Source organism: Pradoshia sp. D12 (assembly GCF_008935075.1).
Taxonomy (GTDB): domain Bacteria; phylum Bacillota; class Bacilli; order Bacillales; family Pradoshiaceae; genus Pradoshia.
This window is the reverse complement of record NZ_CP044545.1, coordinates 2,544,128-2,570,621: the sequence shown is the minus strand read 5'-3', so window position 1 is coordinate 2,570,621 and position 26,494 is coordinate 2,544,128. Positions and strand designations below refer to the sequence as shown.

Annotated in this window: 15 protein-coding genes and 1 pseudogene; 11 read left to right on the top strand and 5 right to left on the bottom strand. The window is 34.1% G+C overall.

Annotated features, from left to right (window positions below; all coding sequences use genetic code 11):
- Positions 1-181: 181 nt before the first annotated feature.
- The 8 genes from drmA (at position 182) to dcm (ending at position 15,974) form a co-directional block, all read left to right on the top strand.
- Complete coding sequence (gene drmA / locus F7984_RS12295) at positions 182-3,292, top strand: DISARM system helicase DrmA (protein WP_140462103.1); 3,111 nt, start codon at positions 182-184, stop codon at positions 3,290-3,292.
- Positions 3,289-5,019: a DUF1998 domain-containing protein gene (drmB, locus tag F7984_RS12290; RefSeq protein WP_140462104.1), complete on the top strand. Its 1,731-nt coding sequence runs from the start codon at positions 3,289-3,291 to the stop codon at positions 5,017-5,019. Before drmA ends, drmB begins: the two co-directional genes overlap by 4 nt.
- Before the next feature lie 126 nt (positions 5,020-5,145).
- Positions 5,146-8,283: a helicase-related protein gene (locus tag F7984_RS12285; protein WP_225983593.1), complete on the top strand. Its 3,138-nt coding sequence runs from the start codon at positions 5,146-5,148 to the stop codon at positions 8,281-8,283.
- The gene (locus F7984_RS12280) at positions 8,283-9,014 is read left to right on the top strand and encodes a DUF4391 domain-containing protein (RefSeq protein WP_140462106.1); all 732 of its coding nucleotides are present in this window, start codon (positions 8,283-8,285) and stop codon (positions 9,012-9,014) included. Before F7984_RS12285 ends, F7984_RS12280 begins: the two co-directional genes overlap by 1 nt.
- Entirely contained in the window at positions 9,004-10,896 is a 1,893-nt protein-coding gene (locus F7984_RS12275) for a site-specific DNA-methyltransferase (RefSeq protein WP_140462107.1), read from the top strand. The genes F7984_RS12280 and F7984_RS12275 overlap by 11 nt, the downstream gene beginning before the upstream one ends.
- Positions 10,897-10,908: 12 nt before the next feature.
- Positions 10,909-13,863, top strand: coding sequence for a restriction endonuclease (locus F7984_RS12270; protein WP_140462108.1), 2,955 nt, complete (start codon positions 10,909-10,911; stop codon positions 13,861-13,863).
- A 19-nt stretch (positions 13,864-13,882) separates the two neighbouring features.
- Positions 13,883-14,098, top strand: a complete 216-nt coding sequence (locus F7984_RS12265; RefSeq protein ID WP_140462109.1) for a YdbC family protein — start codon at positions 13,883-13,885, stop codon at positions 14,096-14,098.
- 727 nt (positions 14,099-14,825) lie between these two features.
- Positions 14,826-15,974, top strand: coding sequence for a DNA (cytosine-5-)-methyltransferase (gene dcm / locus F7984_RS12260; RefSeq protein ID WP_140462110.1), 1,149 nt, complete (start codon positions 14,826-14,828; stop codon positions 15,972-15,974).
- A 224-nt stretch (positions 15,975-16,198) separates the two neighbouring features.
- On the opposite strand, the gene F7984_RS12255 is transcribed toward dcm, so the two are convergent.
- A complete protein-coding gene (locus F7984_RS12255) occupies positions 16,199-17,938 on the bottom strand; it encodes a hypothetical protein (protein ID WP_140462111.1) in 1,740 nt (579 codons plus the stop codon).
- 1,220 nt (positions 17,939-19,158) lie between these two features.
- Here F7984_RS12255 and F7984_RS12250 point away from each other — a divergent pair.
- The 3 genes from F7984_RS12250 to F7984_RS12240 all read left to right on the top strand — a co-directional run bounded on the left by F7984_RS12250 (position 19,159) and on the right by F7984_RS12240 (position 23,927).
- On the top strand, positions 19,159-19,470 hold the full coding sequence (locus F7984_RS12250; RefSeq protein ID WP_140462112.1) for a hypothetical protein: 312 nt from the start codon (positions 19,159-19,161) through the stop codon (positions 19,468-19,470).
- A 427-nt stretch (positions 19,471-19,897) separates the two neighbouring features.
- Positions 19,898-21,487: an McrB family protein gene (locus tag F7984_RS12245; protein ID WP_225983592.1), complete on the top strand. Its 1,590-nt coding sequence runs from the start codon at positions 19,898-19,900 to the stop codon at positions 21,485-21,487.
- The gene (locus F7984_RS12240; protein WP_140462114.1) at positions 21,462-23,927 is read left to right on the top strand and encodes a restriction endonuclease-like protein; all 2,466 of its coding nucleotides are present in this window, start codon (positions 21,462-21,464) and stop codon (positions 23,925-23,927) included. Before F7984_RS12245 ends, F7984_RS12240 begins: the two co-directional genes overlap by 26 nt.
- 198 nt (positions 23,928-24,125) lie before the next feature.
- Here F7984_RS12240 and F7984_RS12235 read toward each other — a convergent pair whose 3' ends face one another.
- The 4 genes and pseudogenes from F7984_RS12235 to F7984_RS12220 form a co-directional block, all read right to left on the bottom strand.
- Positions 24,126-24,887: an STAS domain-containing protein gene (locus tag F7984_RS12235; RefSeq protein ID WP_140462115.1), complete on the bottom strand. Its 762-nt coding sequence runs from the start codon at positions 24,885-24,887 to the stop codon at positions 24,126-24,128.
- Positions 24,874-25,527, bottom strand: a complete 654-nt coding sequence (locus tag F7984_RS12230; protein ID WP_066104370.1) for a cobalamin B12-binding domain-containing protein — start codon at positions 25,525-25,527, stop codon at positions 24,874-24,876. Before F7984_RS12230 ends, F7984_RS12235 begins: the two co-directional genes overlap by 14 nt.
- Positions 25,528-25,531: 4 nt before the next feature.
- Complete coding sequence (locus F7984_RS12225) at positions 25,532-25,900, bottom strand: hypothetical protein (protein WP_066104367.1); 369 nt, start codon at positions 25,898-25,900, stop codon at positions 25,532-25,534.
- Positions 25,900-26,204: pseudogene (locus F7984_RS12220) on the bottom strand (antibiotic biosynthesis monooxygenase family protein). Before F7984_RS12220 ends, F7984_RS12225 begins: the two are co-directional and overlap by 1 nt.
- Positions 26,205-26,494: the final 290 nt, after the last annotated feature.

The following is a 26,494-nucleotide window of genomic DNA, read 5'->3' as shown; positions in this document are numbered from 1 at the left end:
GATGGACCAAAATCAAACTAAGTTACTAATAGTATTTAAATTGTAAAATTGAAAGTAAGAGTCCAAAAATACGATAAACATTTGGGCTCTTAAATTTATTTGAAAAGAATCGATAATAAACTATAAAAGGCAATTTTTTAATATTAGCAAACTACCTTGAGTGAAAGGCTGTGCTTTCAACATGAAAGAATACGGATTATTACGTAAAGATTTAATTCATGAGCTAGAAACATATTTAGTTGGTCCACGTATGGAAGATGAAATACTTGGGACAAATATTCGACCGATGCAGTTCTATTTAACGGGAAAGCTAGTTCCATTTGGATCTACATCAGATGTAGTAAATGAACGTGATAATGCAATAGAAACACACGTACATGCAAACGAAGAAGAAATAAATGAACAGCTTACAATAAAAAAACTATTTCGTCCTTCTACTATGGGCTTTAGTTTTAAACTGCATGAATTAACAACTGTTGATATCGAAGCTTTTTGGGCTATTTATGAGGATAAAGAACATAAGCGTATACCACAAGCGGAAAAATGGCAAATTGATCTTTCTAATAAGAAAACTGATACGCTCGAAAATTCAAATGACTCGAAGCACGGGAAAGTACGTTATACAGTTACTTACAGGAATAACTTATATCACGTAAATGTTTTTTTAATGAATAGTTTAAAGAGAGAAAATCAATATCCAGAGCAAGACGAAGTTATGTTTCAATGCTCTTTAAAAGTACAGATACCTACACCTCATATTGCTAAATTTACATCTAAGGCGGATCAATATCATGTCCAAAATGAACTTCTTTATCGTGATAAAGTAGAATTAGCAATCGGTCATGGTGTTGGAGTTGATTGGGAAACCGTTGGAAATATAACGACGATTTATTCAACATGGATGCCACGTTATGAATTGCCTAATGTGGAACATTGCAAAATTAAAAATCAGTCATTTAAGATGAAGGAATTGAGTGAATATCCTGTAGACATCTTGAAGGAAAAATTAAATGTTATACCAGAAACATATAAAATGTGGCTGGAACATGAAACGAAAATAGTAAATGAGCTACCTGATTATTTAAAGAGTGAAGCAGAAAAAAATATTTTAAAAGTAAAAAGTATCATCGAACGTTTAGAAGAAGGAATTTCATTAGTAACAGAAAGTGATAATTCCTTATGCTATTTAGCGTTTCAATTTGCAAACCGTGTTATGCTATTGCAACGAGCGCAATCAGGTGTGGCCCACACATACCGTACTACAGGTAAGCGAGTAAAACCTATATTAGATGGAGAATGGCGTTTATTCCAATTAATATTTTTACTTATGAATATTGCCAGTGCATCGGATGAACAACATAAAGACAGAGAAATTGTTGATTTAATTTGGTTCCCAACTGGAGGCGGTAAGACAGAGGCTTATTTAGGTGTGGCGGCGTATGTCATGGCGTATCGTCGATTATTAGCACCAAATCAAGTAGAAAAGTATGCTGGAGTTACAGTTTTTATGCGCTATACATTGCGTTTGTTAACAACACAACAATTCCAACGGGCTGCAGCTTTAATTTGTGCTGCAGAAGTTTTGCGTAAACCAAATACAAATCTATTTGGAGAAGAGCCATTTAGTATTGGGCTTTGGATTGGACAGGATTCCTCTCCTAATAAATTTGTAGATGCAATGGATAAGCTTGAACAATTACGAGATGGTAAGGAAGTTAAGGCTGGCAATCCTATTCAGCTAATACATTGTCCGTGGTGTGGGTCAGAACTAGGACCGGAGCAGTATGAAATTAATTCGAACTCACAGAAAATTTATTGTTCTAGTAAAGAATGTACATTTAAACACGGAATTCCTGTTTATACGGTTGATGAGGCAATTTATCTGAAGTTACCAACATTGTTAATTGGTACGGTAGATAAAATTGCTCAGTTACCTTGGAAACAAGATATGCATGAACTATTTGGCAATAAAAATGTGTATCATCGTGAATTAGGATTTAAATATAGTGCTTCTACCCCAAGAGGTTACAGTCGTATTAATCGTTTGAAACCACCTGAATTAATTATTCAAGATGAGCTTCATTTAATTTCAGGACCATTAGGCTCTTTAACAGGTTTATATGAGGTAGCAATCGATCTATTAACAAGAAATAACGGAAGACCAGCTAAAGTAATTGCTTCAACAGCGACGATTAGCGGTGCGGATGAGCAAATTCGTGCGTTATACGGTCGGGAAATGCAGCAGTTCCCATTAGCCGTGCAAAAAGCAAATGATAATTTCGTTTCAAAAGAGGTGGCGACTTCCCAAAAACCAGGGCGATGCTATGTAGGAATCTGTGCGCCAGGAGTCAGTAATAAAATTCAAGCGATTCAAACATATAGTGCATATGCAACGATAACAAGAAGTGAACCAAAGTTTAAAGTAGATCCATATTATACAATGCTAGGCTATTTTAATACGGTTAAAGAATTGGCAGGTATGGTTACTACTTTTAAAGATGAAGTAAACTCACGATTAAATATGCTAGATCCCACGAATAAATTTGAACATGATCTATCTGTTGAAGAATTAACTAGTCGCAAAAAGGCACAAGAAATTCCACAGTTACTAACACAAATGGAGAAAACTTTAGATGAAGCGGGTGTTCTTGATGCTGTACTTGCAACTAATATGATTTCAGTTGGTGTCGATGTGGACCGACTTGGAACAATGTTTGTACAAGGGCAACCAAAAACGACTTCTGAATATATTCAAGCGACGAGCCGTGTTGGTCGTAAATATCCAGGAGTTGTACTTGTTCTACTTAATTCACTACGATCTAGAGATTTGTCGCATTTTGAACGTTTTAAAGCATACCATCAAGCACTTTATCGTCATGTAGAAACGATGAGTGTAACACCTTTCGCAAAAGGTGCTTTATATAAAGGGTTAACAGGTACGTTTGTTGGATTTATGCGTCAAACGATTATGGAAATCAATGCTGAGCAAAGTCCAAAAAAAATTGTGCAACTACAAAATAAAGTAGATACAGCAACTGTTCAATTTCTAGAAAGAGTACGAAATGCTAATGGTGCAACCATTGAAAATGAAGTGAAAGTTTTATTAGAATGGTGGCGAGAATTAGCGTTGAAGCACGCTAAAGATACATTAGCTTACAAAGAATCGAAATATGTAAAAGCTTGCTTATTAAAAAACTTTAATGAAGAAGTGAAAGTAAAAGATGCTCGTCCAGCTATGATGTCATTAAGAAATGTAGAAGCAGCCATTGAAATTGAGGTGTTAAAGTCGTGAATCAACAGAATGAAACAATCAGACCTTCCCAACTAATATACCAATCAGGACCAGGAGCAGTCGTTGAACTTTTATCTCAAAGTGTCATAGTGAAATCAGCAGATCAGTGGCAAACAAGGAGGGCACCTCAAGAAAAGGATGTACGAATAACAACGTTTTTAGGGGTTGACCACGTACGCATTTTGAATGAAAATCCCGATAAACAAAAAATTAAAGCTGTTGAATTTCCTAAATGGAAAATCTGTCCGAAATGCCACAATATGACGAATTATCATAATGCTAGTTGTTATTATTGTGCACGGAAAAATAAGGATGATTTTCAAGAGCTTTATGCAAGCCGATTTGTGTTAGCGTGTGAAAATGGACATTTATCAGATTTTCCTTATGAAGAATGGGTTCACCGAAATAAGCCTTGTACAGAACAATCAAAAGAGCCAAGATTAATGCTAAAAACCCATGGCTCAAGTGGATCTTTATCAGATCTACACGTTGTTTGTTTGCACTGTAAGCATAGTGAAAGTTTAGGTGGTATTATGAAGCCTGAAGAAAGAGAGAATCATAGTTTATTTGATTGCCAAGGGGAGCGACCATGGATCAGTAAAAGCGCCAAACAGAAATGTAAGTGTAAAATGAAAACAACATTGCGTGGCGCATCGAATGTATATTCACCTTCGATTATGAGTTTTTTACAAGTGCCTTTAACAGCATCTAGCTCAGAATTTGATGTTTTATATTTAGTAGAAAAAGATAAAGAAAATTTTAGCAAAGCATATATAAATATGGGTGAAGCAGGTCTTGAAATGGCATGTAATTTTAAAAATATCCCATCTTCTTTTGTACCTACTATTAAACATTATTTAGAGGGTAAAATAACGCTTGCAGAAAGTTCTACCTATGAATCAATTAAAAAGCAGGAGTGGAACACGCTAATACAGGAGGAAATAAACGAAGAGCGTTTTTCATCTAAAAAAGTAGTTATTGCGCCAATGCTAGTGCCGTATTTTGATGGGATTTTCCGTGTCGATTCTGTGCCTGAAGTACAAGTTTTAAAAGAATTTACTCGATTAGACTATATTGACCGATTTACAGATGAAGAAGCAAAAACACAGCCGGTTGTTATAACAAGTGAGCCGAAATGGTTACCAGCTGTGCGAAATTACGGCGAAGGTATTTTCTTTCAATTTAATTTAGAAAAATTGCTAGAATGGGAACAAACTGAGAAAATTACGAGCACTATTGTAAAGGCATATAATGCCCAGCGTGAAGAGTTTAAAAAGTCACCATTGAATATTCTGCCACGTCAAATTTTGTTGCATACGTTTAGTCATGCCCTGTTGCAGGAGCTAGCTGCACATTGTGGTTATACAACGACGTCATTAAAAGAGCGTATTTATGCAAGTGATGACATGTATGGTGTATTTATTTACACAGCTTCTGGAGATTCAGAAGGAAGTTTAGGTGGATTAACAAACTTGGCACAAAGCGAAAAGTTATTACCCATTATTATTCGAGCATTAGAAAAGATGAGCTATTGTTCATCTGATCCAATCTGTTCAGATGGGGAATTTGAATACCATACGTCTGCAAATGGCGCGGCCTGTCATGCATGTACATTTGTTTCTGAAACCTCTTGTGAATGGGGAAATTTATTGTTAGATCGTCGAACATTAATCAATATTAATCCGAATGAGAAAGATGGTTACTTTGATCAATTATTAGAAATGTAATGTAAGAGGTGTTAACTTTTGAAAGTAGATTTAGTCGATAATAAAGGGAATAACACACTAGTTCAAGTGATGAAAGATGAAATAAAAAAAGGCTCGAAAATTGCAGTGGCCTCTGCAAAATTTAGTATGAACGTCTTTCAGGAATTAAAAAAAACGTTAGCGAAAGGTGAATCTTTTCGCTTTCTCTTTACAGAGCCAACTTTTTATCAACAAGAAATTGATGATAATCATCAATTTAAATTAGTAAAAAGAAAAGGACAACAGCTCGATTTAGAAGGTAACCAGTTTGAAATTCCATTACGGAATCAAATACAGTCCAAGCAAATTGCACGAGACTTATCAGAATGGATTAATCAACACGCCCAGTTTAAAACCATTTTAGGACAAGTCTCATATCCCAAGCAAATAATGATTAAAAACAAAACGGATGAGGACGTTTGTATACAATCAGAAATTGAGTTTACAGCAGATGGTTTAGGCATCACATCTTCAAATCGACAAGCTAGCTATACCGTTATGAAAGAAGCGATGGGCGTTACGCAAAACATGCTCGCAGAGTTTGATAGTCTTTGGCAAGACGAAACAAAGTCGAAAGAAATTACGGAAGAAGTATTACGACAGCTCGATGCCTTTCAAAAGGAAAATGCACCTGAATGGCTCTATTTTGTCACGTTGTATAATATTTTTTCGGAAAATCTAGAAGGTCTATCAGAGGATAATATTATTAAAGAAGGTACGAAATTTAAAGATACGGTTATTTGGAATAAGCTTTATCCTTTCCAACGCGATGGAGTAGTCGGTATGATCGATAAAATGGAGAAATATAATGGTTGCATTTTAGCGGATAGCGTGGGGTTAGGAAAAACATTTTCGGCACTCGCAGTCATCAAATACTATGAGCTACGAAATGACCGGGTATTAGTTTTATGTCCGAAAAAATTACGTGATAACTGGGCGGTTTATACACAAAACGATAAACGAAATGTGTTAAATGAAGACCGCTTTAACTATGATGTGTTAAATCATACTGATTTAAGTCGTGAAAGTGGTATGTCGGGTGAAATACGTCTCGATACGGTCAATTGGTCTAACTATGACTTGGTTGTAATAGATGAATCGCATAACTTCAGAAATAATAATGCGCATAAAGGTCGCTTAACACGCTATCAAAAGCTTATGCAGGAAATCATTAAAAAAGGTGTAAAAACAAAGGTGCTATTATTATCAGCTACACCCGTAAATAATAAAATGAATGATATCAAAAATCAAATTGCCTTTATAACGGAAGATAACGACCAGGCACTTCAAAAAGAAGGTATAGATAGTATCGAGCAAACATTACGTTCGGCACAAGCAGCTTTTAATCGTTGGACTTCATTACCAGCACCAAAGAGAACAACAGAAGAATTTTTAAATATGGTTGAACAAGACTATTTTCAATTACTTGATTTACTAACAATTGCTCGTAGTCGAAAGCATATTGAAAAATATTATAATGTCAAAGATATTGGAAGTTTCCCAAATCGATTAAAACCGCTCTCTATTAAAGCTGATGTTGATACAAAAAAACGTTTTGTTGATATGAACGAAGTGAATGAACGTTTAGAGTCATTAAGCTTTAGTATATATCAGCCAATGAAATACGTTTTACCTCATAAACGAAAGTATTATGAAGAGTTGTATGATACTAGAGTAAAGGGTGGCCAATCGACGTTTAAACAAACAGACCGTGAGTTTGCAGTAGCCGCTTTAATGAAGGTGAACTTGTTCAAACGTTTAGAAAGTTCTATTCATTCATTTAGACTGACGCTGGAAAAATTAGTCGTACGTATTGAAGGTACACTCCAAACTTTACAGCTTCAAAATCAGACATATTCGGAACAATATGATGATACGGAATTAGATGACGAACATCTTGAAGCTATTACAGTAGGTAGTGACAAAGTTCAAATTCACTTAAATGATATTGATGCGTTGAAATGGGCAGGAGATTTACGTGCGGATTTAGCCACATTAAAGGACCTATTACAGCAAGCAACACAAATTTCTACTGACCGTGATGCCAAACTTGAACAACTAGTCAAATTAATAAAAGAAAAAATAGAAAATCCAATTAATCCAGGAAATAAAAAGGTCATTATTTTCTCAGCTTTTGCGGACACAGTAAAATATTTATTCGACCATTTATCAGAACGTTTACTGAATAAACATATTCATTCCGCATTAGTTGTAGGCAGTGGGGCAAATAAATGTACGTTAAAGGGCATTCGTGTACAAGATATTAATGATATTCTAATGAACTTTTCTCCAAAGTCGAAAGAACGCTTCAAGGTGGACAATAAACGTACAGATGAAATTGATATACTTTTTGCGACAGACTGTATATCAGAGGGGCAAAACTTACAGGATTGCGATTATTTGATTAACTATGATATTCACTGGAATCCAGTACGTGTAATTCAGCGTTTTGGAAGAATTGATCGAATTGGATCTACGAATACGCAAATTCAGTTAGTGAATTTCTGGCCAAACATGGAATTAGATGAGTATATCAATTTAGAAGAACGTGTAAAAGGTCGTATGAAAATACTAAATACTTCTGCCTCTGGGGAGGAAGATATTTTAGATACGTCATCGAAAGAAATGAATGATTTAGAATATCGTCGTAATCAATTAAAAGCGCTACAAAATGATGTGTTAAACTTAGAGGATGTTTCAGGCGCGATATCGATTACTGACTTAACATACACCGATTTCAAAAGTGATTTAAGTACCGCATTAAAGTCGTATAAAAAAGAGCTTGCAGTTGCACCAAAAGGTTTGTATGCGGTTATAAGTAATGCAGATTTGCCTGAAGCAAAACCAGGTGTGATTTTTTGTTTCAAACAGCACAAAGAAGTAGCTGTTGAAAGCAATAGCCTAGCACCATACATTTTATTGTATGTGACAGATGAAGGCAAAGCATTTATACATTACACACATGCGAAGAAAATATTAGATGCTTACCGTAAATTAACACTTGGCAAACAACAGCCAGAATTAAATTCAGTTGAGTGGTTTAATCAGCAAACAAATGATGCAGCGAATATGGAGCATTATCAAAACCTATTGCAGCAATCAATCAATATCATTAAAGATAAACAAGAAGAGGTAGGTTTTGAAAGCTTGTTTAGCTTTGGTTCAAATACATTACGAGGACAGTTGGACTTAGGTGACGATGAAATTGAACTCATTTCATTTATAGTTGTAAAGGATGAAGCGTAATGAATGAAGCTCAGTTATTAAAGAAGATCGGATTTCCAAAAGCAACGAAAATCATGAAAACGTTGCCGTATAATCAAATGGAAAACAAGTTAACACCCGCTCAGAAAAAAATCATTTCTAAGGATGTAGTTTCGAGAGGTATTCGTATCTTAGCTACAATACAAACTAATAATACGAATATTAAATTGTATGAGAATGAAACAGAGCGCTATGATTCAATTATATTTTTAGCTATATACGTAAAAGACTTAAAAAAGTCCGTCCAAATTTATAAAGTGTTTATGAGTATTATGCCGAATCCGCTTGTTATCTTATTTTTCGATGAGATGCGAACAAAATGGATATTCTCAACCCATGAAAAGAAAAAGGATGGTTTTTTAGCCTGCAAAACGCTATACGAGGTTCAAGAAGTTGTTACACTACAAAAAGTAGAAGAGCAGTTGCGTTTTGAAGACTTTAATAAAACGAACTTAAAAACATTTTATGAATCGTGGCTTGAGAGATTGTTACAAATTGAATTACAATCTCGTTATAAAATTTACACACCAGTTTCTTTACAAAATAATGTGCTAGAGAAACTCATTGTTATGGACGCACAAATTAATGATTATGTAAGACAGGCTAAGAAAGAAACACAGCTAAATAAGCGGGTTGAATTACAACACGCAGCAAATAAAGTAAAGCTTGCAAAACAAGCATTAATTGAAAGGGAGCAAGGTAATGGTAAATAAAATGAATGGGGAATCGTTGGACATAACGGCACAAAATATTGCACGTTTAAAAGAGCTATTCCCAGAAATCTTAACAGATGGAGATAAAATTGATTTTGATATGCTAAAAACGGTATTAGGTGAAGTTGTGGAAACAGAGCAAGAACGTTACCAATTCACATGGCATGGCAAGAAAAAAATGATTGAAGGAGTACAAAAGCCTTCTAAAGGAACGTTACGTCCAGTGCCTGAAAAAAGTAAAAACTTTGATACAACTGAAAACTTATACATTGAAGGCGATAACTTAGAAGTGTTGAAGCTGCTGCAAAAATCGTATAATGGCAAAATTAAAATGATTTATATTGATCCACCGTATAATACCGGTAAGGATTTTGTCTACAAAGATAACTTTAAGGATAGTGTGCAAAACTACTTGGAGCAAACAGGACAAGTCGACTCAGATGGACATCGAATTTCAACAAATTCAGAAAGTAATGGTCGATTTCATACTGATTGGTTGAATATGATGTATGCGCGATTAAAATTAGCAAAATCTTTACTTACTGAAGACGGTGCAATCTTTATAAGTATTGATGATACTGAACTGGATAATTTGCGAAAGATTTGTAATGAAATATATGGAGAATCCAATTTTATATCGCAATTTAATTGGAAAAGAAAGAAAGAAATTTCTAGTGATTCTAAAAATGTTTCTATTCAAGGAGAGTATATTTTATGCTACGGGAAGAGCTCAAAAGTTACTTTCCATTTAGAAGAGCTATCTAAAGAATATATAGATAAGTCTTATAAAGAACCTACACCAGATTTTCCATTAGGCAAATGGAGACCAGTACCATTAACAGTTTCTAAGGGACTTAGTGGAGGAGGATATGAATATCCTATCACTACACCTTCAGGTATAGTGCATATAAGAGTGTGGGCTTATCCTGAAAAAAGTTATTTAGAATTAATTGAAAAGAAAAGAGTGTATTTTGGCGCTGCTAATAATGGCATTCCGCAACGAGTTATATATGCTCATGAAAGTAAGGGGCAGCCTGTAAGTAATTACTGGGATAAAATTTCTTCTAACAAAGAGGGAAAAAAAGAAATATTAAATTTATTTGGTTATAATGCATTTGATACTCCAAAACCTACAGATTTAATAATTAAAATTATGAATCTTATTACTGAAAAACATGACTATATATTAGACTTTTTTTCGGGTTCAGCTACCACAGCTCACGCAGTAATGAAAAAAAATGTGCAAGATGGTGGTAATCGTAAATTTATTATGGTTCAGCTTCCAGAATTATTAGATGAAAAATCTGAGGCATATAAAGATGGATATCGTACGATTTGTGACATCGGGGAGGAACGGATCCGTCGTGCAGGGAAAAGAATTATAGCAGAAATTAAAGAAAAACAACAAAATGCAGGGATGTTAAACGAAAATGCTGCTGTAGATCTGAAAGCATTAGATATTGGTTTTAAAGTCTTAAAACTCGATACATCGAATATTCGGGAATGGAATGTTAATTTTACTAATTTAGAGGACGAGCTAGATTTATACGAAACGCCGTTTATAGATGATCGTTTAGAGTTAGATATTGTGTATGAAATTATGTTAAAGCAAGGTTTAGAGTTAACCTATCCGATTGATACTTTTGTAGTAAACGGAAAAAAAGTTTACGACATTGCTTTTGGGAGTTTATTTATTTGCTTATCAAAAGAGATGACGCCAGACATTGCAAAAGCAATGATTGCACGTCGTGATGAGCATGGAACAGAAACAAGTAGCGTCATTTTCAGCGATGCAGGTTTTAGCAATGATTCAGATAAATTGAACTGTATTGAAATTCTTAAAGATGCAGGTTATCCAGAGGATAACTTGTTAACAATTTAGAGGTGAGCAGTAATGAAAATTCAATTTGATGAATTAACATATCAGGCAGACGCGATAAATGCAGTATTAGGAGTATTTGAAGGGCAACAAATTCGCAAATCAGAATTTACGATTATGAATGAAGATATACAGGGGAAACTATTTGGTGAAAAAGGTATCGGAAATAAAATTGATGTATCAGAAAGTAAACTTCTACAAAACGTGCAACAGTTGCAAATTAAGAAAGGTATTCCAATTGCCCAATCAATTCCATCGCCTTTTCCACAATTCAATATCGAAATGGAAACAGGAACTGGGAAAACCTTCGTTTATTTAAAATCGATTTTGGAAATGAACCGCAAATATGGCTTTACTAAATTTATTATTGTTGTTCCTTCGGTAGCAATTAAAGAAGGCGTAATGAAAACGCTGCAAATGACGAAAGAATATTTTAAAACGCAAATGCAAGGAATTGTTTATCGTGAATTTATGTATGATAGTTCTAAGTTAGAGAATATAATAGCATTTGCTTCAAATGAAAATGTAGAGATTATGGTTATTAATATTCAAGCATTTAATAGTGAAGATAATATTTTCAACCGTAATGATCGCGATAAATTATATGGCATTTCGCCTAAGGATTATATCGCAGAAACGAATCCGATTGTTGTGATTGACGAGCCGCAAAGCGTAGATAATACTGAGAACGCTAAGGCGGCGATTATTTCTTTAAATCCATCGTTTGTTTTCCGTTTCTCTGCAACGCATAAAGAAGAAGGTTATCCTTTACTTTATAAATTAGGACCAGTTGAAGCTTATCAGAATAAGTTAGTAAAGCAAATCGAAGTGGCTGGTGTTAAACGTACAATTGATGGCAATGAGGCTTACTTACGATTATTAGGTATTAAAGCGACAAAGACTTCTGTTACAGCATCGGTAGAGATTTTAGAAAAGAAGAAAACAGGTATCGCGAAAAAAGTTATTTCGTTAAAGAAAAACGATGATTTAGCTAAAAAGACAAAATTAACAGCGTATGAAGAAATAGGTTATGTTCGTGATATATCAGCTGAAAAAGATAATGAATACATTGAGTTTTCAGGCGAGCCATCTGTAATTTATTTAAGCCAAGCACACCACGCCGACTTAGAGGTAAAGCGCGGTCAAATTCGTAAAACAATTGAGGAACACTTAAATAAAGAGCTAAAGCTAAATACTTTAGGAATTAAAGTGTTAAGTCTATTCTTTATCGATAATGTAGCAAACTACCGGAAATACGATGAAGAAGGTAATCCTTATTTAGGGAAATATGGTCAAATTTTTGAAGAAGAGTATAAGGATGTATTAAAATCTCCTAAATATAAAAAGCTTCGTGATTACCATATCCCTGTTGAAGAAGTGCATAATGGATACTTCTCGATTGATAAAAAAGGTAAATTTAAAAATGGTGGGGAAAAGGATGAAAGTGCCTTCCATATCATCATGAAAGATAAAGAAGATTTACTGACGATGTATGATGTAGAAAAAAAGAAAATGAAAAAAGCACATAAATTGCGCTTTATATTTTCGCATTCAGCTTTAAAGGAAGGCTGGGACAACCCAAACGTCTTCCAAATTTGTACACTAATTGATTCGAAAGATGAACTTACAAAGCGTCAAAAGATCGGTCGTGGTCTCCGCATAGCCGTTAATCAAAGTGGTGACCGTGTATATGGATTCAAGGTAAATACATTAACAGTGATGGCAAACGAAAGCTACGAAGAATTTGCTGCCGACTTACAGCATGAATACGAAAAAGATGGCATGGAGTTCGGTATTTTTAAGAATGAAACATTTAGTTCGCTTGTGTTAGAGGTAGACGAGTTAACGGGATACCAAAAACCTTTAGGTCGTGAATATTCAAAAAAGCTTGTTGAATATTTAACAGAGCAAAAATACATTGATGCAAAAGGGAAAGGAACCGTTGCCTTAGCGAAAGCAATTAAAGATCAAGTATTTGAACTGCCTGAAGAATATGCTGTACTTGCACCAGATATGACGAAAAAAGTCATCGCTGCGATTGAACAGAAGTTTAATACAGAAAAAATCGAGATTAAGGATCATGCGAAAAAAGAAACGGTTCGATTAAATAAAGAAGCGTTATCTGGGTCATTCCTTGAGCTGTGGGAGCGCATTAAATATAAAACAACGTACTCGATTCAATTTGATAGTGAACAATTCATCAGCGATGCGGCCAAAAAACTAAAGGATGAACTGTTAGTGCGTATTCAAAAATTAGAATACGAGCGTAAGCAGTTAAAAATTGAAGAAAGTGGTATTGAAGAAAAAACGACAGAAAAAACAAGTTTCAGTACTGTTCAACGTGAATATACAAAAGCACCTGATATTTTAACGGAGTTACAGCAAGATACGAAACTAACTCGTAAAACATTAATTGCGATTTTAAAGCAGAGTGATACATTGCATGATTTTAAAGTGAATCCACAAATGTATATGCTAGAAGCCGCGCGCATTATTAATGCAGCTAAACGTTTAGCAATGGTGGATGGCGTTAAATACGAGAAATTGGAAACAGAAGAAGTATACGATCAAAGCTTATTCAAACAAGAAGAAATTGAATCGTATGAAGATAGCATTGTGAAAGTTTCAGACAACCGTTCGCCTTATGACCATGTTATTGTAGATTCCAAAATTGAAAGAGATTTTGCTGAAGCATGTGAAAAAGATCCAAATGTAAAGTTTTATATTAAACTGCCTGCAGACTTTAAAATTAAAACGCCGCTTGGAAACTATAATCCTGACTGGGCATTATCTGTTGAAGAAGACGGCAAAGAGAAACTGTACTTTATTGTTGAGACAAAAGGAAGTACAGCTGCAGAAGATTTACGCAAAACAGAATTAGAAAAAATTCGTTGTGGAGAAAAGCACTTCGCAGCAATTAATACAGGTATCACATTCAAGCGAGCCGTAGAACTAGAGCAAGTATATTAAAAGTTAGGAGGCTCTTTAAATGGCAGAAATCAAATATGAAGTTGTTGAACATATCGGCATATTATCTGAATCCGCAAAAGGTTGGAAGAAAGAGTTGAATCGTATTAGCTGGAATGATAATGACCCTAAATATGATATTCGCGAATGGGCACCAAACCGTGAGAAGATGGGTAAGGGTGTTACATTGTCGGAAGAAGAAATGGATTTGCTAAAGCAGTTATTAGATAATTTTTAATTTGGGTAAAAGGAACAGCAATTGTTGTGAAGTGAGATACTTCTATCGATTGCTGTTTTATTTTGCGACTAAGATAAATTTAGATTAATAAATTATTTCCACCCATAAACACTAAGAAAGAGTCAATATTTGTTTTAAGAGGAAAAGAGTAAGCTTGAAACTGTTACAGCACTATCCTTTCAACCATTAAGCTTAAAAAGTAGAGATATATTTTTTCGGAAAAAGAGCGTAAAAGAAGATAAGGTGCAATTTTCTAGTCTTAAGATCTAATATTTGTTTGACAAAGGCAGAATCCATTTTAACAATTGTTTGTCCCATCCATGATTAGCGATCAGCGAAAGACCAATCGGCTGGTTATCAAGCGCTACAAGCAACAGATTAATTTGCGGCTATCCTGCAATGCAAGTGAACTGCATGTTTCTAACTCGAATTTACAAAAGGGATATGTGCATACGGAATGCAGAATTTTTTGGAGGATAGAAAACCTATTGGTAGATATTATAGGATGTATTTTTGAGTTTCTTTAGATTGGACACCTTAAAGGATGTTTTAGCTAATAGATGATTTTAGGAATAGCTTATACTAATTACCAATTTAATTGGTTGGTCTGAAAAAATATTGCAAAAAAGTAAAATATTAAAAATGAAGGCTTTTTTTATGTACAAATCATCTTTCTGCTGGTACAATTAATTCATATAAAAATTAAGTACCAGTGAGAGGTGTTATCATGATTGATTCTCAAATTATATCAATATCTAAAAAAGATGACAAACAGTTAATTGAGCAAATTAAAATTATAGCAGCAAAAGAGAATCGTTCTATTTCCGATGTAATTTTATCTTTTTTAAAAGAGGGTTACGCTGAGTATACTTCTCGACAAGTTGATGAAGGTAAACCACTTAGTGTAGTATCTTTATTTGCAGGGGCGGGTGGATTAGATGTAGGTCTTGAGATGGCTGGTTTTGAAATCATTTGGTCAAACGAAAAGGATTCAGATGCTTGCGACACATATATAGCTAATCATCCCCGAACTTTTGTAGAAAGAGGAGATATTAGAAATGTGTCTAATTTTCCTAAAGCAGACGTACTTGTCGGTGGATATCCATGTCAAGGTTTTAGTTTAGCAGGTAATAGATTAGTTACTGATGATAGAAATTTTCTGTATAAAGAATTTCTGAGAGCCTTACGTAAGATTCGTCCTAAATTTTTTATTGCAGAAAATGTAAAAGGTCTACTTACTTCAAGTGGCGGTAAGATTATAGAAGCTATGGTCGAAGAATATAAAGAAGAAGGTTATAAAGTAGACTATTACTTAGTTAATGCAAAGGATTATGGTGTTCCTCAAGACCGAGAAAGAGTATTTATTATTGGTGTACGAGATGATATTAATTTTAGATATGATTTACCACTTCCTACCCACGGAGAAGGATTCGGTTTAAAACCTTATATTACATTAAAAGATGCTATTGGTCATCTTAAACCATCTGAAGTAGGAGAATACGATCAAAGTGGTTATTCATCACGTTATTTAAGTAGAAATCGAAAAAGAAAATGGAATGAAGTTAGCTTCTGTATACAAGCTAGTGGTAGACAAGCCCCTTTACATCCTCTCGGAGATCCTATGAGGCATGTTGGGAAAGATGAATGGATTTTACCTGAAACATCTGAGCATCGGAAATTATCATACGTTGAATGTGCTTTAATCCAAACTTTTCCACCTAATTATATATGGAAAGGTAGTTTGGCATCTCGTTACAAACAGATAGGAAATGCAGTACCATGTTTATTAGCTAAAGCAATTTCGAAGCCAATTGCTAATTATTTAAAAAAAGAACAAGAATTTACAAATGAGGAAAAAATTTTAATAAACTTGTAAGGCTACTAAATTGTGTCAGAATAAGATTAAATCGAGCTAGAACCATAAAGTAATAAAAAAGCGGCAAGTTATACTTGCCGTTTCTTTCTAGATAATGGGCAATCCACCAATTGAAGATTAATTCATAAAAACAATAAATTTAGTAAAGTGAGTTTTGAAATACTAATTTTATTGTGAAATTCCTTTTATGTTAAATATGGTTACGCTTATCTGTTTTTTCAGTCTTATTGAATCTTTTGTTCCGCTGCTAGTTTTAAAGAAGACCATCCGTGTGACTGACCTTTGCTAAATTTAACTCTTAATGAAAGAGAATATTTCCCATTCTCCCAAGTAAGAGTTGTTTGAGTGTTAGAAGGACTTTGAGCTATTACTGTAATTTCTCCTGTAACAGGAATTCGTTCATGAGTATATGCTTTTATATCGTTGTAAACTGTGATTATTACAAGTGGTTTTCCAAAAATATTATCTATTCCATGACGGAGCTGCTCTTGAGTGGCGCTTTGAAGAAGCTTGCCTAACACGTACGATACGTTTTCCAAAGATTCCATATGAGTACATTCATTTTGAATAAATTTTCCCTTTAATAATTCTACAGTCTTATTTAGTTCTAAATTGTATAATTTACTAATATTAAAAAAGTTTTCTCCAAGAATTGTACCAATTCCCGGATTTTTAAGGGTTAATTTTTTGTCTTTACTTATTGCCTTTAAAGATAGTTTTTCGGTAACACGCGTGTTGTGATATCGTAAATTTAATTGTAAGTCTGCTGTATCTAATTTATCATTTACATAACTTTCAGGCACAAGTTGTACGCTCTCTAACATAAAATTAGGATATTTAGTTTTAATAATATTTTTAATTTGTTCAACCGCTGGAACAGATGATAATTTTAAATTGTGGAGCTCTTCTGGAGAAACATATGGCGCATAACTTTCAAGCAATCTTAGGCAATATTCTGGATCATCTTGAATAGTATTGGGAAACTCTTCGAGCAATTGAAGATAAACAAAGGCCTCGTTACATTTACCAATAGCGTTCGATTTATTCTCCTTTTTCACATAGGTCATATGACGTAATATATCATTTGCCATTTTTAATGTTCTAAAATTACGAAAATGAAATACTTCTTCATATTTATTAATATCTCTAATGTATCTATAACCAATTGCAAGCTTTACTGAAGAAAGTGGACCTGATTCAAATTTAAACCGTAGATTCAAGCTGATTGAGCCACATAAAATACTTAAAGTATTATTCCCTGTCTTAAATAATTTAATATCTTTAAATGATAGGGCATCCTTTGGATTGAATTCTTCCACTGTAATTTTATTCTTAGCAAAGATGCGTGTTATAATATTATAATCATCAATCATTAGCATCGTTTTGAAACCATTTTCGATAAGTAAAGGATAATTATTACAAAAGTCTTGAAATAAACTAAAACAATTTTCTCTTAGGCTATAAAGGAAGCGTTGACGAATTTCATTTATATCATCATCAAACTGGTTGATAGGAAATATTTTACGTAATTCTTCTTTATTAATGTCAATGATAGGGTAACCTGATTTGTATTCGAACAATTCAGATAAATACTGGTCGTAATCTTTATCATATAACATATTGAACTTTTCTTGAAGGTTTGCATCAAAGAAATATTTTGAAATAAAGGATTTTGCTCCTACGTTTTTTGGCTGAATGCTTCCTCTACCCGTGACTTTATATAAATTTACTTTTATTTTATCACCATTACTTAAATATAAGACCAAATCACTATGAGCATCGGGGTTTGGAAACTCAAATTTGGAAATTACCTTAGTAATATCTGGGTATTTAGCTATTATATACTCGGCAGTTTTTATAGCTGTAGGCATTTCATTTGGTACTTTTCCTTCCCTTAAGAAACTTTCTATAGCATTTTTAACACTAATTACATGGATGTTGCCTTGCTTCTTTTGTGGAAACATGTTCTTACCTCCTCTAAAAATCCAATATTTAGTTTTGGTGAATACACAACATTAAATTTTAGCATATAGTTAAAATGAACGGAAGATACGATATCAATGCTTATTAACTAAGTGGAAAGAAATTTTTCTCTTTTTAAATTATAATTAATAGTTGCAATTGTTGGTATATGGTGGAATTTGTATAATGTGTTTACCGTCATTTACTAGAGTGTTGGTAAAAAGAGATACTAGTATGATAATGTGTATGATTGCTATTTTGACTTCTCCGATAGAGGAAGAACTATTGTAATGCAAGATTATGATGGAAGTACACTTAACACCTTTTGAATCCTTTTTAATGTATTAAGTGCTTACTTTTTTCAGATTGAAGATCAGTAAAGAACCTCGAAGTTACTTTTAATATTAAGTGTAGTATGTATCTGGGCTAGGGGAGTCCAAATATAACCTTAGAAAGAACATAGAGGAGTACTAACTGAGTGGAATATGCACATAAACAAGTAAGGCATTCAGAATAGTTAAATTCAGAATGCTTTTTGTCGAAAATCTATAAGAGCTTGATTAGAATGCCCTTAATATTATTACTATTTGGCTTTATTTACAAATATCATGATGCTATTGTATTACTCTTCAAAATCTTTATTAACCTGGTGTTCCCATATTCTTAATATATTTCAACCGTTTTCATAAGCAACTTTCAATTTTAAAACTGAATTTCCGGAGGAATCTCTGCAATTGAAGAAACAGGTCCTTATCATATGATTTGGGTTTGTTTCTTTATTAATTATAATATCCTTCTTCGTGATTTTGGAGTAGCAATGATTTGCTAATTATTCTGGCAGAGTGTTGAAAAATAGGTTGTTTGATTGGTGTATGATTATATCGCTCTGTGGTGTTTTATGTTTATAAGAAGATTGGCCTTAAAATCTCCTTTATTTCATAAGTAGAAGGGACACAATTTATAATAAACTGATGTAGGAATATTTTTAATACGAGGATTTAGTTTATTGAATATTGTATCGTTTTATAATCTACTTTTTGACAATAAAAATTATAGATTCAAAGCAGTATTTAACATATTTATAGGCTAAAAAACTGAATTTGAAAATTAAATTTTAGTAACTTCAAAAATTTTGTGGTATATCTACTCTACTAAATGATTAATGGAGAATCTGAATATTCTTTATTCTTGTGGTTATAATAACCCTTTTTTGGAGGTAATTTTGAAAGATATAATTGTAAATTTTCCAGATGAAATACTAGATAGATTCAATATAGAAGGAGTCGTCGTTTCACCTTATACACAAACTTTGGGTTGGGCTTTCTTATCAGAAATAAAAGATGATTGTATTATATTAAGGATATATGTAATGCAGTTAAAGAGCAAAAACTTTGAATTAAATGGCGAATTGACTGCTTTCGTGTTTACCAAAGAAGTGGAAATGAGAAACTTTTATAATCAATTATTAAATATGTCTGCATTGGAATATATGACTTTATTGCAAGATAATACTGAAGTTAGGAAACCTCACTAACGAAAAACTCGTCAATTAAGTATCTTGAGTAGACATTAAGGTTTTTTTTCCTTTTCTTAATACATCAACGATCAGCGCATCAGTTGGAACTCAGCTTAAATACATGCTTAAGTTCTTAAATGATACCTATTTTATTTGGTATGTTCTTTTACAAATAGGAATCCCATCAGTAATAAGATTAATGATGAAGGTAAGAATTTATGAATGGTATTATCCACTCAATTAATCACGTGGATTGTTAACATTAAACTGAATAAGAATTACAAGGTCTACTGTTTAAATTCTATCGGTGTTAACTAGCCATATGTTCCATGAATTCGAATGTAATAAAAGCCTATATTACGTAGTGGAAGTTTATGGTGCGCTTCACATGAGTTGTGTGTTTATTATATTTGACCAACTTTTAGCGAAGAAGGAGATTTTTAAAATGAATTACTGGTGGGTAAATCAGGGGAAAAATCACAAAAATGAAAGAGAAAAGGGATATCTATGGGCTCCAAAAACTAACAAAATTGGTCATAAAATTGAAGCATATGAATTATTGAATTCTGCAAAAGTAGGGGATCTGGTTATATGTTATTCAGATAAATATATAAAATCAATAGGATTTGTTGTAAAAGAAGCAATAACTGCTACTAGACCATCTATAAAGGCTTATGATCAATGGAATGAAGAAGGGTACTATTTAAAACTAAATTATTTTGACATGGATAAACAAATTGAACGGAATGAGATACCTTTAAATTGGAGAATAAACGAAGGTGGACCGTTTAATGCTACAGGAGAATTAAAAATGAGATATTTTCACCCAATATCAGAAGATTTTTTTAAAAAAGTATATTACAAATTCTCAAATAATTTTTCGGAAGATTTAAAAAAGATTTTAGGTGAGAAAATGAAGTTTACTGAAATATCTAACGATAAAACGGTGATTAAACACATTTATAATTATATCTGTAATAAGGGCTTTTATTATTTAATAGATGACGTAGCTAATCTTTTACTTTCTATTAAAGCCAAACCATTTGTCATTTTCTCTGGTATATCTGGAACTGGAAAAACCAAAATGATACAGTGGTTTGCCGAGAGTTTAGGGGCAAATGAAATAAATGGACAACTGGCGATTATCCCAGTCCGACCAGATTGGAATGATGGTTCTGATCTTTTAGGGTATGTGGATATTAAAGGAGAATTTAAAGAAGGTCCTCTTACAAAGGTAATTCGACAAGCTACAGATAATTCGAATGATCCTTATTTTGTCCTGCTGGATGAAATGAACTTGGCTAGAGTGGAACATTATTTCAGTGACATTCTCAGTATCATGGAAAGCAGGAAATGGAAGGATGGTAAGTTAACTAGCTCTCCTTTGTTATCACAAGATATTACGAACTTTAAGGAAGATTTATATTTACCCTCCAATGTATATGTAATTGGGACTGTCAATATGGATGAAACGACTCATCCTTTCAGTAAAAAGGTACTTGACCGGGCGAATACGATTGAGTTCAACAGAGTAGAATTATCGAATTTTTCCTTCCTGGAAGATTTGGAAGAGACAGAGCCCATGCCTATCTCTAATCAGGTGCTTGAATCTAAATATCTTCATTTAAAAGATGTTTATAAGGAATATAAAGATCTAGTTAAAAAGACAACAATGGTTCTGGAAGAAATAAATAATGAGCTGCGAATTACCAACGCACATGTCGGATATCGTGTCAGGGATGAGATTTGTTTTTACCTTGCCTATAATGAATCCGGAGATTTAATGGAGTATGAACAGGCTCTCGATTATTGTATTCTGCAAAAAATACTTCCGCGGATTTCAGGAAGTGATAGCCGGATTGAGACGTTATTAAAAGGACTATATCGTATATTCACCCAAAGAGAACTGGATGATAATCAGGAGGATCTAAACCTGATAGATACAAAAAATGCCCTATATCCTCAAAGCACTAGAAAAGTAATAGAGATGCTTGGGAGGTTAAGAGTCGATGGCTTTACCTCATTCTGGGTCTGATGAAATAGAATTATTGAAGATTGAGCATCATGACTTCTCGTTGGTCATCAAAGGAAAACCATTTCACGAACGTTATGAGGGGTTAAAGCAATATCGGAGTATGGACTATCATGATTTAATGCATTTTTCAGCATTGGGTGAGGGTTTGGGGAGTGTAGAAGTATTCGATATTGAAACGATGCAGCTATCTGAGAATAGCGCTTTACGACCAATCTTTTTTGAAAATGGGACATACCTTGTGATGATTGTTCCTAAAAATAAGCAAGAGATAACCTTTTATCATGAGCATCCATTACTACGGAATGCTGTTACAAAAACGGAATTACCTATGGGTTCCTTCCTCATGGGAAATCTCAGTTTTCAAAATGAGGTGGGGCTCACCAGTTTTGAAATCCGTTCTTATGATAAAACGTTACTGAGAGTAACTCTCGAAATTTTCCCTACAAAGCTGGATTATCGGAAAGATTATGAACGTTTGCTGGATGAGGTAAATGAAGAAATCTATAATTTGGCTTTTCATTTTATAAAAAAGACCTATTTGCAGGCTGGGATCAAGCTTGATGGGATACCAAGTCAAACGGAATTTTATCAATTGGTCAGAAAGCATTTTAACCAATTCGTCCAAGCTATTATTCGAATTGAACAACAGCCCCATCATAAATTAGAGCAAACATATCACCGCGTGCGTGGAGATCAATTGAGGAAAACCGATTCCACGACGAGAAAGTATCTCCAAAAAAGGGCTCATTTGTGGGTGGATGTCCAATCTGGAATCCCCATTCATAATCGACAGCTAATGCCAACAGAAGGTTTAGTAGGGAAGAAAGAATTACGCTATGATACGTTTGAAAATCGGTATATCAAATGGTTAATGGGAAGGCTTATTAATAAATTGGAGGACCTGATTCAGGCAATCTATAAACAGGAGAAAAGCTGGAATAAAGAACCTGATGAAGATTTATTGGCGCGTCTTAATGACATGAAATCAACGTTGGATAAGAGAATGAAAGACCCTTTTTGGCGTTCGATTCAACGATTGGATCGCAATATGAATGTCAGTTTAGTTCTTCAAATGGCACCAGGTTACCGGGATGCTTTTCAATTATATCTTATGATTTCCAAGGGCCTTATTCTCCGTGGGAACTATTATCAAATGTCTGTTAAAGATGTGGCTCTTCTCTATGAGTACTGGACGTTTATTAAGCTGGGACAATTGCTTGGTAGAAAATACGAACAAATTGATCAGGATATTGTGAAAGTAAATCGCAATGGGCTATTCGTCAATTTGGATACAAATAAGACTGCAAAGCGAACCTTTCGTCATCCTGTTACTGGTGAGAGAATTGAACTTGTTTATCAAAGCTATACGGGAAAACTGCCCACACTTTCACAAAAGCCTGATACTATGCTAAGTATTCAGAAGAAGGGCAAGGAGTTTGATTACCAATATATATTTGATGCTAAATATAGGGTGGAGTATGCACAGGCTGGCAGTTATTATGGCAGCAAATATCAAACACCTGGGCCTATGGAAGATGATATTAATACGATGCACAGGTACCGTGATTCTATAGTAGCCATGAATAGTGGTCCGTATGAACGAACTGCTTTTGGTGCTTATGTCTTGTTCCCGTGGCATGATGAAGAATCCTATAAAGATCATGCTTTTTATAAAAGTATTGGCTTAGTAAATATCGGTGGGCTACCATTCTTGCCGAACACTACTGAGATGGTTGAACAATTTGTAGAACGATTAATTGAAAAAAGCCCGGAAGAATTGCAAAAAGAGGGTATTTTGCCAAGAGGTACTGAAGAAGAGTGGAAGTCTTCGTTGGTGGAGAAGGTTTTGGTTGGTTTGGTACCAGATCAATTATCCTATACAGATTTTATACGTTCCAGATCATATAAAATACCGATTTCTTCTCTAAAAAAAGGCTGGCAGGAAGCAAAGTATATTGCCTTGTATCTTAAGGAAGGAATAACAAACCAAAAAGGGATTAAAGAGTATGGGCTCATTCAGGAAATAGAGATTAAAGATGACCATGTAGTCTACTCTATAGATGTTTGGAAGGAATTAGGCCACCCTATTAGACCGGTTCGGTACGGAATCGGCACAAGTATGATGACCAGTTTTACACAATTGATGGAAGCAAGAGAATTACCTGAGCTTTATTTGAGGTCAAGGGAAGAAATGATCTTGTGGAAAATGCTCAGAAGAGTTTCGAATCGAATTCAAATTAGTTTGGACCATGAGGAAATTGATCATGCTTCCGCAGTCACCGATTTTACATTTAAGGACATACAAGTGATTTTAAATCAGGAAAACAAAGAAATTATTTTTATCAAAGATGATTATCAAGAAACTGTTTCTTGGACGAAATTAAACACTCATCCTACATCGGTATTTAAATTAATCTTGTCATTATTGGAGACTGACTGAGTTAGTCTCTTTTTTGTTTGAATAGAGAACATTCCATTTTAATCTAGAATATGTTTGGATGAAGCAGAAAGGGGAGATGTTAATCCATCATACTGAAAGGACACAAAAATTTGACCTATCAGTATGATTACAACTTGAGAAATGGTAATCTTCTAGAGATTGGCATGATAGATTGACTATAATAAACGCTGTTAATCATCACACATATTCATTCTGCAAGATATACTGCAGGGATGATTTGAATTCAACCATTTGTTCAAGTTCATAGGTAGAGAGAACCTTTGCCAGTCTTGGTTGAATGCCTATTAGCTGGATTTTGCTTCCTGCCATAAATCGAAGCGTGCGAATGAGGTCGATTAATTTATTGATACCATCATCTTGTACTTCACCAACAGCTGTTAAATCTATCAGGATATTTTGATACTCTCCATTAAAGACTGAGTGGAGGACATGCTCGGATATCAAGTTGATTTTTTCAGATGTTATGTCCCCGAATAAAGGGATATAGCACATTTTTTTGGACAGAGGGATAAAGGGTCCGGAAAGTTTGTTTAAGCGCATAAGCACGTCTTCCAGTTTTTCCTTTTGCTCGAGCAATTCAAAATCTGTGTGTGCCAGTCTTTCCTGCAATTCTATAATTTTATCAAGATATAATTGATTGCTCTTTTCCTTGGATACAAAAAGAATATGCATTCTTCCGTTTGAGTCATCTGACAGATATACATCAAATAAGACCAACGAGGACTCTTTCGTATGAACATTCACTTCTATTTGTTGCGTACTTTCATTCGATAAACTTGCTTTGACAAGCTTATTCATACTTTCATCATAGATAATTCCTGAAATATCTAAGGTGTCCAAATTAAATAGATTAGATGACAGGGAATTATATTGCAGAATTTTTCCGTTATAGTCTACTACTATATAGGGAAGTGGTAGTGGTGTGTCAATACATTGCATTTTTTGTCTCTCCTATAGAATAATCTTTTAGCCACGTCTCTATATCCGATAAATCCGTTACGATGATGGGATCTCCGCTCGAGTACGTTTTTAAATCATATTTATTGCCCAATCTGCTGCCAATTAGGATTTTTGGGGGCACAGGTAATGCCTTGAAACTGTCTGTATATGATTTCAACTTTGGTAAATGGGTTACAATGGTCACGGAAAGTCCGATGACATCAGGTTCCCATTCGGTGGCAGTATGTAGCGCATATTCAAGGGGAAGATTTGGTCCGAAATATTTGGTTTCCCAGCCATATTCCTCGAATAATTGAGCAGCCATTTTTAGACCAATATAATGTTGCTCTCCCTCTAAACAAAGGAACATTGCTTTTTTCATTTTAGTAGGTGTTGCGTCGAGATTGTGCTCAAACGCCAATCTGGATAAAACAAAATCACAGGTGGCTGTCGCTATATGTTCATCGGCTACTGTAATCTCATTGTTTTCCCATAATTCTCCAATTCGCCGCATGGCAGGTGTTAGGAGTTGATCATAGATATCTAAAGTTGAAAGATGTTTAAGAGATTTAATATAATCCCAGGCTTTATTGTAATTGCCAGAAAGTAAGATGCTGGTGAAATCGATAATCGATTGCATATAGTTATGCCTCCTCTTTGGCTTTTTCGCACTCAAGAATGTCAATGGCATCTGTTAAAAATGATAGGTACATTTTCTTCTTTATATCTGGCATGTCAGAAAAATGCTCCAACTCTTCTTTTATGATCACGAAATTACCCAACAGTGTTTGTGTCTTCATTCCGTATTTTTGCAGGATTCCATTTAACCAGAGTGTATAATCCGTAAATACTTTTGCATTATCTAATTCAAAGGCCGTTTGCAGATGATCAAGATGGTGTTTATTATCGGCCCGGCATTTGTCTTTTCCTTTTTCCCCGTAACGATCCTGTAAGGAGGGATCAAGTGTATAGATTCGTTCTGTCACTTGCTCAATGAATAGAGTTGTATTCATTACTTGCAGACCACCTTATATTTTGTCACTGAAGGTATCAGCTGTGCTATTTCTTGATCAGGATACTTTTTTTCTAATTCGTGAATCTCTTTGAATTGGCTGCTCCTTACCCAGTTAAGATAATCCTCTTTCTCTTCAAATAGTAATTGAACGGTCAATTCATCAGGATGTTTCTCATTATGTAAGAGGAAAAAATCAATGAATCCGGGAGCTTGATCGACTTTCCGGGAACGGTTTCTATAAATATCTATAACTTCCTCGCTTTTTCTCCTGGTATCTTAAATGTAGAAAATACACTATAGATAATAGACACTCCTTTTAAATTTACAGATTTTTAATTTAGACACTACATTTTTTCTAAAATTATATAAAATTCAATTACTTTCATAAATGCAAAAAATTTAGAAAAAAGAGTCCGTATTATGATGAACTATTGATAGAATTTGTTAATTCGTTGATTTACCTTGTAAATTTGTTACAGGTGGTTTGGTTTGTTTTATATTCACCTTATCAAAAGTTGATCATTCCTGTCCATTGACAGGGGGAGGGATGTAATGGGACAAAAAGAAAAAAAACGTAGTGTAGGCGGGATTC